We start from the raw sequence: 11968 nt of genomic DNA, 5'->3' as shown, positions 1-11968 counted from the left end.
CTGTGGAGCGAACTGTGGAAAAGGTGTGGGCAGGTGGCTGCCAGGCCGGACCGGCGGTCGTCCGGGCGGTCTGGTCGAGATTCGTACAGTCATGCTTTTTTCAAGCGGAACAGTTACTTGGCGGAGACCCTTGAAGTGCTCCAGCAGTTATCCCCGCGAGCTGTGGATAACTCTGTGGGCAAGCTCTGGAGCCCTGGCCAGGCGCCAGTATCGCCAGGGGCTGGCGCGGGCTGGTCGAAAATCAGCCACTCTTATCCCGGGTGCTGGCCTGCAAGCGGCGCTGCTGTTGGGTTTGAGAAGATCCTGGAAACTCTGCGGGCGCGTCTGCGCTACGCAATGACTTGTCCCCAATCGCTGTGGATCAAGCTGTTATCGAACTGTGGATAAGCTGGGTATGGATGGCCCTGATGCAGGCCTGGCAAGGGCTCTGGCGAGCTGTGCAGCCATCGTCCGGCCGGCGTTGCCCGGGCTATGAGAAGGGCGCCGGTTTCTGGCACTGTGGATACCTTGCATGCCCATCCGGCCGAGCGCTGCCTGATGCGTCCAATGGCCAACGATCCGAGGAGATTTCCATGACGTCCACCCTGTTCATCACCGGTGCCACTTCCGGCTTTGGCGAGGCTTGCGCCCGTCGTTTCGCCGAGGCGGGCTGGTCGCTGGTGATCACCGGCCGCCGCGAGGAGCGCCTGCAGGCACTGGCCGAGGAGCTTGGCGAGAAGGTCGAGGTGTTGCCGCTGGTGGTCGACGTGCGTGACCGTGCGGCAATGGAGGCGGCCATCGGTGGCCTGCCGGAACGTTTCGGCAAGCTGCGTGGCCTGATCAACAACGCCGGCCTGGCCCTGGGTACCGACCCGGCGCCCAAGTGCAGCCTGGATGACTGGGACACCATGGTCGACACCAACATCAAGGGCTTGCTCTACACCACCCGCCTGCTGCTGCCGAAGCTGATCGCCCACGGGCGCGGCGCCGGCATCGTCAACCTCGGCTCCATCGCCGGCAGCTACCCCTATCCGGGCAGCCACGTGTATGGCGGCACCAAGGCCTTCGTGCGGCAGTTCTCGCTGAACCTGCGCAACGACCTGGTGGGCACCGGCGTGCGCGTCACCGACATCGAGCCGGGGTTGTGCGAGAGCGAGTTCTCCCTGGTGCGCTTCGGCGGCGATCAGGCCAAGTACGACGCCACCTACGCGGGCGCCGAGCCAATCCAGCCGCAGGACATCGCCGAGACCATCTTCTGGGTGCTGAACCAGCCGGCACACATCAACATCAACACCCTGGAGCTGATGCCGGTGAGCCAGACCTGGGCCGGCTTCTCTATTGATCGCTCAGTGAAGTGATGCGGGTCGAGCGCCCGAGCAGTTGCAGGGCGCGATCCGGGTAGTCGGTGATCAGGCCGTTCGCGCCCATGTCCAGCAGGTGGCGCATGGCCGGTTGCTCGTTGATGGTCCACAGCTGCACGTTGAGGCCGCGGTCGAGGGCGGTGGCCAGCAGGCTCGGCGTGGCCACTTCCAGGCCACTGCTGCGCTCGGGAATCTGCAGCGCCTGGTAGGAGGGTGACAGCAGGCGGCCGAGGCCCACCCAGTTCAACGCCAGCAGCAGCTTCACCGAGCCCGGGCTGGCCGAGGTGGCCACGTCCGGGCACTGCTCGCGGAAGCGTTTCAGGCTGCGCTCGTAGAAGCTGCCGACTATCACCTTGTCGTGCTGCTTCGCCTCGGTCAGCGCCGCGCAGAGGCGATCCTCCAGGCCCACGTCGGGCACCTTGATTTCGATGACCTTGGCCCTGTCCGGGAAGCGCTGCAGCACCGCCTGCAAGGTGGGGATGCGGATGCCCTGGCCACGATAGGGGTGGTTCTCGTCACCGTCGGCAGTCCAGTGGTAGCCGGCGTCCAGCTGTTGCGCGCGCTCAAGGGTCAGCCCGGCGATGGGGCCGCTGCCATCGGTGGTGCGGTCCACGTCTTCGTCATGCAGCACCACCATCTGGCCGTCGGCGGTCAGGCGGATGTCCATCTCCAGCATATCCACGCCCAGCGCATCGGCGCGCTCGAAGGCGAACAGCGTGTTCTCCGGCCACAGGCCGCGGCCACCGCGATGGGCGATCACCAGCGGCTGGTCGCCCAGGGCCTGGATCACCGGCGGCGGCGAGGCTGGTTGGCTGGTCAAGGCGAGTACCACGATGGCGACGGCGATCAGCAGCAGGGGAATGAGCAGGAAACGGGCGAAACGCATGGCGATATTCCGAGGAAGAGGGACGGGCGTGCCGAATCAGACGCGAGGACTATGACAAAGGCGTGACAGGAAGGCGAGGCCCTGCCGCTGCGCTTGTGCACACGGGGGAAACACGGCGGGAGAAGAGGAGAGCGGCCGGCCAGGGGAGGATGGGGGAGCCCCTGGCCAGCCGCTGCAACGCGGGGGAAATCAGCCCGCCAGCAGCCAGGCACCGGCCACGGCGGAGGCGCCACCGGCAACGCGAACCAGGGGGGCGGCGGCTTGCGGCAGCACGCGCACCAGGCCGTAGCCGGCGGCGTGCAGGGCGGCGGTGGCAGCGACGAAGCCGGCGGCATAGCCCCAGGGGCTGGAGAGGTCAGGCAGCTCCAGGCCGTGGGCGACGCCGTGGGCCAGGGCGAACAGGGCGGTCAGGCCGACGGCGACGAACATCGGCGGGCGCACGGCCACGGCCACCAGCAGGCCGAGGGCGAGCACCGAGGCGGCGATGCCGGTTTCCATGAAGGGCAGCTCCAGGCCTTCGAAGCCCAGCAGGCCGCCGAGCAGCATGGTGCCGACGAAGGTCACCGGCAGCGCCCAGCGCGCGGCACCCTGCTGCTGCGCGGCCCAGAGGCCCACGGCGAGCATGGCCAGCAGGTGGTCGAGACCGGTGATGGGGTGGGCGACGCCGGCCATCAGGCCCGAGGAATCATGCCCGGGGTGGGCGAAGGCCAGCGCCGGGGTGAGGAACAGGGCAAGGGCGTAGAGGGCTTTGCGAAGGGTCATGTGTGGCTCCTTGTTGTGCGGGTCAGGCAGCGCCGAGCAGGCCCTGCTTCTCGATGAAGGCGATGATCTCGTCGAGACCCTGGCCGACCTTCTGGTTGCTGAAGACGAAGGGCTTGTCGCCGCGCATCTTGCGGGCGTCGCGGTCCATCACCTCGAGGGAGGCGCCGACCATGGGCGCCAGGTCGATCTTGTTGATCACCAGCAGGTCGGACTTGCAGATGCCCGGGCCACCCTTGCGCGGCAGCTTGTCGCCGGCGGAGACGTCGATCACGTAGAGGGTCAGGTCCGACAGCTCAGGGCTGAAGGTGGCGGAGAGGTTGTCGCCACCGGACTCGACGATGATCAGCTCCAGGCCGGGGAAGCGGCGGTTGAGCTGGTCGACGGCTTCGAGGTTGATCGAGGCGTCTTCGCGGATGGCCGTGTGCGGGCAGCCGCCGGTTTCCACGCCGATGATGCGCTCGGGGTCCAGGGCCTCGTTGCGCACCAGGAACTGGGCGTCTTCCTGGGTGTAGATGTCGTTGGTCACCACGGCCAGGTTGTAGCGGTCGCGCAGGGCGCGGCAGAGGGCCAGGGTGAGGGCGGTCTTGCCGGAACCGACGGGGCCGCCGATGCCGACGCGCAGGGGTTGGCTGTGCATGTTGCTCTCCTAGGAACGGAACAGACGGCTGTACTGGCGCTCGTGCGCCATGCTCGCCAGGGCTAGGCCGAAGGCGGCGCTGCCCCACTGGTTTTCGGGAATCTCGCTGGCCGTCTCCTGCGCCTTCTGCAGGGCCGGCAACAAGGTGGACGTCAGGCGCTGGGCGGCTTGCTGGCCCAGCGGCAGGGTTTTCATCAGCACCGCCAGCTGGTTCTCCAGCCAGCCCCAGAGCCAGGCGGCGAGGGCGTCCTGCGGGGGGATGCCCCAGGCGCGGGCGGCCAGGGCCCAGGCCACGCCGAGCACCGGTTCGTCGAGGGCCGCGAGGGCGTTGCGGCCGGCTTCGTCCAGCTCGGGCAGGCCTTCGAGCAACTGCTGCAACGAGTAGCCCATCTGCCGGTTTTCCAGCTGCAGCTCTCGGGTTTCGCGACTGGTGCGCTGGCAGCCACCCAGTTGCGCGAGGCCGGCCCAGTCTTCCTCGGCGGCGGCTTCGCAAAGCGCCAGCAGCAGCGGGGCTTCGAAGCGGGAGAGGTTGAGGCGCAGCTGGTCGGCGATCCAGCGTTCGGCGCTCTGCGCGTCATGCACCTGGCCCTGGTCCACCGCCAGCTCCAGCCCTTGGGAGTAGCTGTAGCCACCGATGGGCAGTTGCGGGCTGGCGAGGCGCAGCAGTTGCCAGGCGTTGTTCACGTACGCACTCCGAACTGGTGCAGGCGCGGGGCATAGTTGAAGTCGGCGTCGCCGTGGTGGGAGTGGTGGTGGCCGCCGCCGTACGCACCGTGCTCGGGCTGGAAGCCGGCTTCGATGCGTTCGACCTGGGCGCCGAGCTGTTCGAGCATGGCCAGCAGCACGTAGTCGTCCAGCAGGCGCAGCCAGCCGTCGCCGATCTGCAGGGCGACGTGGCGGTTGCCCAGGTGGTAGGCGGCGCGGGTCAGTTCGAAGGCATTGGCGCAGGTGACGTGGAGCAGCGCCTCGGGGCGGGCGCACACCCGCACCACGCGGCCGTCCTGGGCCAGCAGGCAGTCGCCATCGCGCAGGGGCGGTTGGCCGCGCTCGAGGAACAGGCCGACGTCTTCACCCTTGACGCTGAAGCAGCGCAGGCGGCTCTTGCTGCGCGCCTCATAGGTGAGCAGCAGTTCTTCGTCCCAGCGCGTGCGGGCTTCGGTTCTTTCCTGGATGACCAGCATGGGGTGGTTCCGGCAGTGTGCAATGCCGGTGCTAGAGCAAGGTGCTTGCCAAGACGCCGCAGAGCCCCGCAGCGCGGGCTCTGGGGCAGGGGCTGCCTGTTATCGGGGCGTGGTTCTGCGTTGTCCTGGTGCGCGCTGTTCCGTTTTGGTGCGCGCTGTCGGCTCGGTCAGCTTTTCGCCTTGCCGAGGCCTTGCCAGTGCTTGCCGCCGACCATGATGAAGCGCAGCTGCTGGATCATTTTCACCTCGGGGGTGAGGTGCGCGGGCAGGCCCTGGGCGGGCGGGTCGATGAGTTCCGGCAGGGTGGCGAACACCGTCTTCACCACCAGGTCGGAGATCACGTCCAGGGCGGGCTCGTCCAGGTGCGGCATGCGGTTGATCAGGCGCAGGTCGGCGGCGAGGTCGTCGGTGATGCGCTGGCGCAGGGTGGCGATGGCCTGGCGCACCGGCTGCGAGCCACCGTACTGCTCGCGGGCGAGGAACAGGAACTGGCCGCGGTTGGCCTGCACCGCGTCGAGGAAGATGCGCACCGAGGCGTCGATGATGCCGCCCATCTCGAATTCGTTGTGGCGAACCATGCGGATGGTGTCGCGAAAGGTCTCGCCCACTTCGCTGACCAGTTCCAGGCCGAGCTGGTCCATGTCGGCGAAGTGGCGGTAGAAGCCCGTGGGCACGATGCCGGCGGTGCGCGCCACTTCGCGCAGGCTCAGGCTGCCGAAACCGCGGCCGCTGTCCATCAGCATGCGCGCGGCATCCATCAGGGCCTGACGGGTCTGCTGTTTCTGTTCCGAGCGTGGGGTCATGGAGCCGGTTCGCGGGGTGAGGGTGCGCCGCACTCTAGCAAATGCCCCCTGTCGGTGCGAACCGCTTTCAGTGAACAGTTGTTGACTGAAAGCGGGGCGCTCATGCAGGCTAGTGAACAAGTGTTCACTGGTGTTGCCGATGCCCCTCATTCCCCTGTCCCTCGCCCGCCACCTGGCGCCCGGCCTGAAGCCCCTGCGGGCGCTCGCCGAGCGTGCCTGGCTGCGTGAAGCCGAGGTCGATTTCTTTCTCGCCGCGCTGCACCCGCTGTTGCGCCTGAACCGTGTCTTCGCCCGGCTGGAGGCGCGCCAATGGGTCGCGGACGACATGCTGGCGTTGACCTTTCGCGTCAACGGCAATGCCCGGGGCTGGCGCCCCGGTCAGCATGTGCAACTGCACCAGACCCTCGATGGCGTACGCCTGGGGCGCAGCTACAGCCTGACCGCCGTGCACGGCGATGGCCGCGTGGAGCTGGCGATCAAGCGCCAGCCCGGCGGGCGCCTGTCCAACCGCCTGGTGGATTTCCTCGAGATCGGCACGCTGGTGGAGATGGGCCAGGCCGATGGCGAACTGCACTGGCCGCAGGAGGCTGCCGGCGTTTTGCTGCTGGCCGCCGGCAGCGGCATCACGCCGGTGCTGGGCATGCTGCGCGAGGCACTGGCCCAGGGCTTCACCGCGCCGGTGACCTTGCTGCACTACGTGCGCCAGCGCGGCCAGCGGGCCTTCGCCGATGAGCTGCAGGCGTTGGCGCGGCGCTACCCGAACTTCACTGTGCGCTGGTCCATCAGTGGTGAAGCGCCGGTTGCCGATGAGCTGACCGGGCGCTTCCAGGTCGATCATGTGCGGCACAGCGTCGCCAGCGACTTGTTGGCCTGCGGGCCCCATGGTTTCGTCTCCCTGGTACGCCAGTGGTGGCAGGCCGAACCGCGCCAAGGCAGCGTGCAGCTGGAGGCCTTCAGTGCCGCGCCGGTGAACACGGCGGAGCCCGCGCGCCAGGTGCGTCTGGGCTTCGCCCGCGCCCGCAGCGAGATGCAGGGCGACAGCCGCTACAACCTGCTGGAACAGGCCGAGGCCCATGGCCTGCGCCCGGCCCACGGTTGCCGCCAGGGCGTGTGCACCGCCTGCACCTGCCAACTGGTCAGCGGCACGGTGCGCGACTTGCGCACCGGCGCGCTGTTCGCCGAACCGGGCCAGCCCATTCGCCTGTGCGTCAGCGCGCCCCACAGCGACCTGGTGATCGACCTCTGAACCGGCGCGACGCCGACAACGCCTCAACGAGCGAGAACGACATGCGTATCGACCGAGAACTGGGCCCCGCAGAGCTGCAGGCCTTCGCTGCCGAGCTGGACGCCTTGCGCCAGCGCACCCTGGACGACCTGGGCGAGGCGGACGCCCGCTACATCCGCCGCATCCGTGCCGTGACCCGCGCCTGCTGCTGGGCCGGCCGGCTGCTGTTGCTGCTCGGCTGGTTCCCGCCCACCTGGCTGCTGGGCAGCGCCCTGCTGGGGCTGGGCAAGATCCTCGAGAACATGGAGCTGGGCCACAACGTGATGCACGGCCAGTACGACTGGATGAACGACCCGGAATTCTCCGGGCAGCGCTACGAGTGGGACATCGTCGGGCCGGGGGATTTCTGGCGGCACACCCACAACCACATCCATCACACCTACACCAATGTGCTGGGCCGCGACGACGATGTCGGCTATGGCCTGGTGCGGCTGTTCCCCGAGCAGCGCTGGAAGCCCTTCTACCGCTGGCAGCCGTTATGGGTGACCTTGCAGGCGCTGCTGTTCCAGTTTTCCGTGGCGGTGCAGCACCTGCGCCTGGACCAGTACTTCAAGGGCCGCATGAGCCGCGATGAGCTGCGCCCGCGCCTGCGTCAGTTCAATGCCAAGGTGCTGCGCCAACTGGTCAAGGACTACCTGTTCTTCCCCCTGGTCGCGCTGGCGCTGGGTGCCAACGCCTGGGCGGTGGTGGCGGGCAATGCCCTGGCCAACCTGATCCGCAACCTGTGGACCTTCACCGTGATCTTCTGCGGCCACTTCACCGAGCAGGCCGTGGTGTTCCCCCCGAGGTGCTGGAAGGCGAGACCCGGGGCCAGTGGTACCTGCGCCAGCTGCGCGGCTCCAGCAACCTCGCCGGCGGGCCGCTGCTGCATATCCTCACCGGCAATCTCAGCCACCAGATCGAGCACCACCTGTTCCCCGACCTGCCGGCGCGTCGCTATGCCGCCCTGTCGCGGGAGGTGAAGGAGATCGCCCGGCGCTACGGCCAGGTCTACAACAGCGGCCGGCTCTCGGCGCAGTTCGCCACCGTGCTCAAGCGCATCTGGATCTACCGTTCGCCACCGGCCGCCGTCCCGGCCTGACCCTAGAAATGCGAAAGCCCGGCGTGTGCCGGGCTTTCAGTCTGTGGAGGAGTGCCGATCGGGCGGTGTGCTGGTTTTCGCCTCAGTGAGCGAACCCACTTCAAACGGCGCGGAAGCCAGGGGTACGGTCGGAACCGCCTTCAGCGACGCGGAAACCCGGGGTGCGATCGGAACCGTCTTCGGCAACACGGAAGCCGGGGGTGCGGTCAGCGCCGTCTTCAGCGACACGGAAGCCGGGGGTACGGTCAGCGCCATCTTCGGCAACACGGAAGCCCGGGGTACGGTCAGCGCCGTCTTCAGCGACACGGAAGCCCGGGGTGCGGTCAGCGCCGTCTTCGGCAACGCGGAAGCCGGGAGTACGTTCGGCGCCACCTTCGGCGACACGGTTCAGGGTGCGTTCGGCACCGCCTTCAGCAACGCGCAGACCGGGGGTGCGATCGGAGCCGTTTTCGGCAACCGGCTCGACGACCTGGATGAAGCCGCTGTTGTCGCGGGATTCGCCCAGAACCGGTTGCGGTTCGGAGGGCAGGGCAAAGGCGGTGGCGGAAAGGCTGGTCAGGAACAGGGCGGCAATGGCATGGGCTTTCATGATCTGTGGCTCCTCATGGGGGGCTGGTAAGTGACTACGGAGCCAATGTTACGGAGCACCCGGAAAGGCCAGAAGTGAAGGCGGACGATAGTGAGCATCGATCTCTTTAATGGTTGAATTTTCCATTCAATATCAATGGGTTGAAGGTGTTTTTGGCGCTTCTTCGCAGGCCTGGAACAGGCTTTGCGGGCTTCTTATCGATGGCGGTGATGCGGGCCGTGGCAGTCGGTGAGCGATGGAGGCGCGCGTGTCGGGTTGCACCCGACCTACAGGTTCCGGCTACCGATGATGGGGGCGTAGGGCGGGTGAAACCCGCGTGGGTGTCGGGCAGGGTGTAGCGGTTATCGGAGCGGAGTTGAATGGCGGGCAATAAAAAGCCCGGCCGGTGCCGGGCTTTGACTGCAGGGTGAAGCAGGGGTGCTGTCAGACCACGCCGTGGGCTTGCAGCAGACGGTCGGAGCCACCTTCGGCAACACGGTTCAGGGTGCGTTCGGCACCGCCTTCAGCGACACGGAAAGCCGGGGTGCGTTCGGCGCCACCCTCGGCAACGCGGTTCAGGGTACGTTCGGCACCGCCTTCAGCAACGCGGAAGCCAGGGGTGCGTTCAGCGCCGCCTTCGGCGACACGGAAGCCAGGGGTGCGTTCGGCACCGCCTTCGGCGACACGGAAGCCAGGGGTACGTTCGGCACCGCCTTCAGCAACGCGGAAGCCAGGGGTACGTTCGGCGCCACCTTCGGCGACACGGAAGCCAAGGGTGCGTTCAGCGCCGCCTTCAGCGACACGGAAGCCAGGGGTACGTTCAGCGCCGCCTTCAGCGACACGGAAGCCAGGAGTACGTTCGGCGCCACCTTCGGCAACACGGTTCAGGGTGCGCTCTGCACCGCCCTCGGCGACGCGGTCGATGACCATGTAGGCGCCTTCGCCTTCAGCGACCAGCGGATAGGAAACAGCGGATTGGACGACCGGGATGGCGAACAGGCCGGTGAGGAACAGGGTGGCGAGGGCTTGGGTTTTCATGTCGGTATCTCCTGGGTTGTGGGGGGTAGCAAGTGGCTACGGGGCCCATGTTACGGACGGCCAGGCGATTAAAAAGTGATCACTCGCGATAGTCGGCATCGACGCCGGTGATGATTGGAAAAGCGCTTTCGAATCAATCGTTTGCTTGTTTCCATGGGCTTCCTGAGGGGGCCTTGGGCGGTTTAAGCTGCGCGCCCTGGTGAATTTCCGCCTGTATTTACCGGAGTCATCCGCCGCGTTTGCCAGTCGATAGATCAACAAGCCTCGTGTATCGAACCCGCCTCCGGGGCCCGATGCCGCCATAAGAAGGAGACGTGCATGTCGCGTGGACGCAGGATCCTCGCCTGGACCACCGCCAGCCTGGTGCTGCTGTTGGCCGCGCTGGTGGTGTTCGTCGCCACCTTCGATTGGAACCGCATCAAGCCGACGCTCAATGCCCGGGTTTCCGAAACCCTGGGCCGCCCCTTCGCCATCAATGGCGACCTTAGCGTGAGGTGGCAGCGCGAGCCGGAGGAAGAGGGCCTGCGCGCCTGGGTGCCCTGGCCCCACGTGAAGGCCGAGGACCTGACCCTGGGCAACCCCGAGTGGGCCAAGGAGCAGCAGTTCGTCACCCTCGCGCGCGTGGAGGCGAGCGTGTCGCCGCTGCCGTTGCTGTGGAAGACCGTGACCATCCCGCGTATCGACCTGACCGAGCCGCGCGCCGACCTCAAGCGCCGCGCCGACGGCAGCAACAACTGGACGTTCGATAAGCTCGCCAGCACCCCCGAGCAGGCCGACGAGAAACCCTCCGCCTGGACCCTGGACATCGGCGCCATCGGTTTCGACAAGGGCCAGGTGAAGGTGGACGACCAGCCCACGCAGACGCGCCTGGAAGTGCTGGTGGACCCGCTGGGCAAGCCGATCCCCTTCAGCGACATCGTTGGCGAGAAGGCCGCTGGCAAGGCGGCGGGGCAGGGCGACGCGCCCCAGGACTACGCCTTCGGCTGGAAGGTCAAGGGCAGCTACAAGGGCCAGGCGCTGGATGGCAGCGGCAAGATCGGCGGGCTGCTGGCGCTCAAGGACGCGCGCAAGCCCTTCCCCCTGCAGGCCGACCTGCGCATCGGCGCCACCCGCATCGCCCTGGCCGGTACCCTCACCGACCCGACGCACCTGGGCGCCCTGGACCTGCGCCTGAAGCTGGCCGGCAACAGCCTGGGCAACCTCTACCCGCTGACCGGCGTGACCCTGCCCGATACGCCGGCCTATTCCACCGATGGCCGCCTGGTGGCGCAGCTGCAGGATCCGGCGGGCCCGCAGTTCCATTACCAGGGCTTCAACGGTGCCATTGGCGACAGCGACATCCATGGCGACCTGCACTTCGTCGCCCGCCAGCCCCGGCCCAAGCTGTCCGGTGCGCTGACCTCCAACCAGCTGCGCTTCGCCGACCTGGCGCCGCTGATCGGTGCCGACTCCAATGCCGAGAAGAAGGAGCGCGGCGTGGCCAGCAAGCAGCCGGCGGACAAGGTGCTGCCGGTGGAGGAATTCCGCACCGAGCGCTGGCGGCAGATGGATGCCGACGTGCGTTTCACCGGCAAGCGCATCGTCCACAGCGACAAGCTGCCCTTCAATGACCTCGACACCCATGTGGTGCTCAACGACGGCAAGCTGAGCCTGGAGCCCCTGCGCTTCGGCATGGCCGGCGGCAGCCTGGATTCCACCATCCGCCTGGACGGCAGCAGCGTGCCCCTGCAGGGCAGTGCCCGGCTCAGCGCGCGGCACTTCAAGCTCAAGCAGCTGTTCCCCAGCTTCGAGCCCATGCGCACCAGCTTCGGCGAGCTCAATGGTGACGCTGACCTGGCGGGCACCGGCAACTCGGTGGCGGCTTTGTTGGGCAGCGCCAACGGCAACCTCAAGCTGCTGATCAACGACGGTGCGGTGAGCCGTGGGCTGATGGAGATCGCCGGGCTCAACGTGGGCAACTACCTGGTGGGCAAGCTGTTCGGTGACGACGAGGTGAAGATCAACTGCGCCGCTGCCGACCTCAAGCTGACCAAGGGCCTGGTGACGCCACGGGTGTTCATCTTCGATACCGAGAATGCGCTGATCCAGATCGACGGTTCGGCCAACCTCGCCAGCGAGCGGCTGGACATGACCGTCACCCCGGAATCAAAGGGCGTGCGCATCTTCTCCCTGCGCTCGCCGCTCTATGTGCGCGGCACCTTCAAGAAACCGGATGCAGGAGTCAAGGCGGTGCCGCTGATCGCCCGTGGCGCCGGCATGGTGGTGCTGGGCGCCGTGGTGGCCCCGGCCGCCGGGCTGCTGGCCCTGGTCGCGCCGAGCGGTGGAGGCGATGTCACCAACACCTGCACGCCGCTGCTGGAGAAGATGCGCAAGGCCAATTGAAGCCG

General features: G+C 67.4%; 11 protein-coding genes and 1 pseudogene. 4 read left to right on the top strand and 8 right to left on the bottom strand.

Annotation, left to right across the window (positions count from 1 at the left end; translation table 11 throughout):
* Positions 1-572: 572 nt before the first annotated feature.
* Positions 573-1337, top strand: coding sequence for an SDR family oxidoreductase (locus tag PSm6_RS07065; RefSeq protein ID WP_021222424.1), 765 nt, complete (start codon positions 573-575; stop codon positions 1335-1337).
* On the opposite strand, the gene PSm6_RS07060 is transcribed toward PSm6_RS07065, so the two are convergent.
* The 6 genes from PSm6_RS07060 to PSm6_RS07035 all read right to left on the bottom strand — a co-directional run bounded on the left by PSm6_RS07060 (position 1315) and on the right by PSm6_RS07035 (position 5609).
* Positions 1315-2226 carry a glycerophosphodiester phosphodiesterase family protein gene (locus tag PSm6_RS07060; protein WP_021222423.1) on the bottom strand — a complete coding sequence of 304 codons (912 nt, stop codon included), beginning with the start codon at positions 2224-2226 and terminating at the stop codon, positions 1315-1317. The genes PSm6_RS07065 and PSm6_RS07060 overlap by 23 nt on opposite strands.
* 189 nt (positions 2227-2415) lie before the next feature.
* On the bottom strand, positions 2416-2988 hold the full coding sequence (locus PSm6_RS07055) for a HupE/UreJ family protein (RefSeq protein WP_021222422.1): 573 nt from the start codon (positions 2986-2988) through the stop codon (positions 2416-2418).
* A gap of 22 nt (positions 2989-3010) precedes the next feature.
* Positions 3011-3625, bottom strand: coding sequence for an urease accessory protein UreG (gene ureG / locus PSm6_RS07050; RefSeq protein ID WP_265169885.1), 615 nt, complete (start codon positions 3623-3625; stop codon positions 3011-3013).
* Between the two features lie 9 nt (positions 3626-3634).
* Entirely contained in the window at positions 3635-4309 is a 675-nt protein-coding gene (locus PSm6_RS07045) for an urease accessory protein UreF (protein WP_265169883.1), read from the bottom strand.
* Positions 4306-4806 (bottom strand): urease accessory protein UreE, encoded by a 501-nt coding sequence (gene ureE / locus PSm6_RS07040; protein WP_043243583.1) that lies wholly within the window; start codon positions 4804-4806, stop codon positions 4306-4308. Before ureE ends, PSm6_RS07045 begins: the two co-directional genes overlap by 4 nt.
* A gap of 167 nt (positions 4807-4973) precedes the next feature.
* Positions 4974-5609, bottom strand: a complete 636-nt coding sequence (locus tag PSm6_RS07035) for a TetR family transcriptional regulator (protein ID WP_265169881.1) — start codon at positions 5607-5609, stop codon at positions 4974-4976.
* 139 nt (positions 5610-5748) lie between these two features.
* Here PSm6_RS07035 and PSm6_RS07030 point away from each other — a divergent pair, with 139 nt between their 5' ends.
* Both PSm6_RS07030 and PSm6_RS07025 read left to right on the top strand, forming a co-directional pair.
* On the top strand, positions 5749-6855 hold the full coding sequence (locus PSm6_RS07030; RefSeq protein ID WP_265169879.1) for a ferredoxin reductase: 1107 nt from the start codon (positions 5749-5751) through the stop codon (positions 6853-6855).
* 41 nt (positions 6856-6896) lie between these two features.
* Positions 6897-7975 (top strand): annotated as a pseudogene (locus tag PSm6_RS07025) (fatty acid desaturase family protein).
* A gap of 100 nt (positions 7976-8075) precedes the next feature.
* Here PSm6_RS07025 and PSm6_RS07020 read toward each other — a convergent pair.
* Positions 8076-8564, bottom strand: coding sequence for a hypothetical protein (locus PSm6_RS07020; protein ID WP_021222415.1), 489 nt, complete (start codon positions 8562-8564; stop codon positions 8076-8078).
* Positions 8565-8987: 423 nt separating this feature from the next.
* Positions 8988-9581, bottom strand: coding sequence for a hypothetical protein (locus tag PSm6_RS07015; RefSeq protein WP_265169877.1), 594 nt, complete (start codon positions 9579-9581; stop codon positions 8988-8990).
* 318 nt (positions 9582-9899) lie between these two features.
* Between PSm6_RS07015 and PSm6_RS07010 the strand changes: the two genes are divergently transcribed.
* The gene (locus PSm6_RS07010) at positions 9900-11963 is read left to right on the top strand and encodes an AsmA family protein (protein ID WP_021222413.1); all 2064 of its coding nucleotides are present in this window, start codon (positions 9900-9902) and stop codon (positions 11961-11963) included.
* Positions 11964-11968: the final 5 nt, after the last annotated feature.

The sequence above is a fragment of the Pseudomonas solani genome (genome assembly GCF_026072635.1).
In the GTDB taxonomy this organism is placed as follows: Bacteria; Pseudomonadota; Gammaproteobacteria; order Pseudomonadales; family Pseudomonadaceae; genus Metapseudomonas; species Metapseudomonas solani.
The sequence above is the reverse complement of the archived record's forward strand: the minus strand, read 5'-3'. Positions and strand labels throughout refer to the sequence as shown.

Coding starts and splice junctions, on each gene's coding strand:
- PSm6_RS07065 (WP_021222424.1), top strand. CDS start 573: ATGACGTCCACCCTGTTCATCACCGGTGCCACTTCCGGCTTTGGCGAG.
- PSm6_RS07060 (WP_021222423.1), bottom strand. CDS start 2,226: ATGCGTTTCGCCCGTTTCCTGCTCATTCCCCTGCTGCTGATCGCCGTC.
- PSm6_RS07055 (WP_021222422.1), bottom strand. CDS start 2,988: ATGACCCTTCGCAAAGCCCTCTACGCCCTTGCCCTGTTCCTCACCCCG.
- ureG (WP_265169885.1), bottom strand. CDS start 3,625: ATGCACAGCCAACCCCTGCGCGTCGGCATCGGCGGCCCCGTCGGTTCC.
- ureE (WP_043243583.1), bottom strand. CDS start 4,806: ATGCTGGTCATCCAGGAAAGAACCGAAGCCCGCACGCGCTGGGACGAA.
- PSm6_RS07035 (WP_265169881.1), bottom strand. CDS start 5,609: ATGACCCCACGCTCGGAACAGAAACAGCAGACCCGTCAGGCCCTGATG.
- PSm6_RS07030 (WP_265169879.1), top strand. CDS start 5,749: ATGCCCCTCATTCCCCTGTCCCTCGCCCGCCACCTGGCGCCCGGCCTG.
- PSm6_RS07020 (WP_021222415.1), bottom strand. CDS start 8,564: ATGAAAGCCCATGCCATTGCCGCCCTGTTCCTGACCAGCCTTTCCGCC.
- PSm6_RS07015 (WP_265169877.1), bottom strand. CDS start 9,581: ATGAAAACCCAAGCCCTCGCCACCCTGTTCCTCACCGGCCTGTTCGCC.
- PSm6_RS07010 (WP_021222413.1), top strand. CDS start 9,900: ATGTCGCGTGGACGCAGGATCCTCGCCTGGACCACCGCCAGCCTGGTG.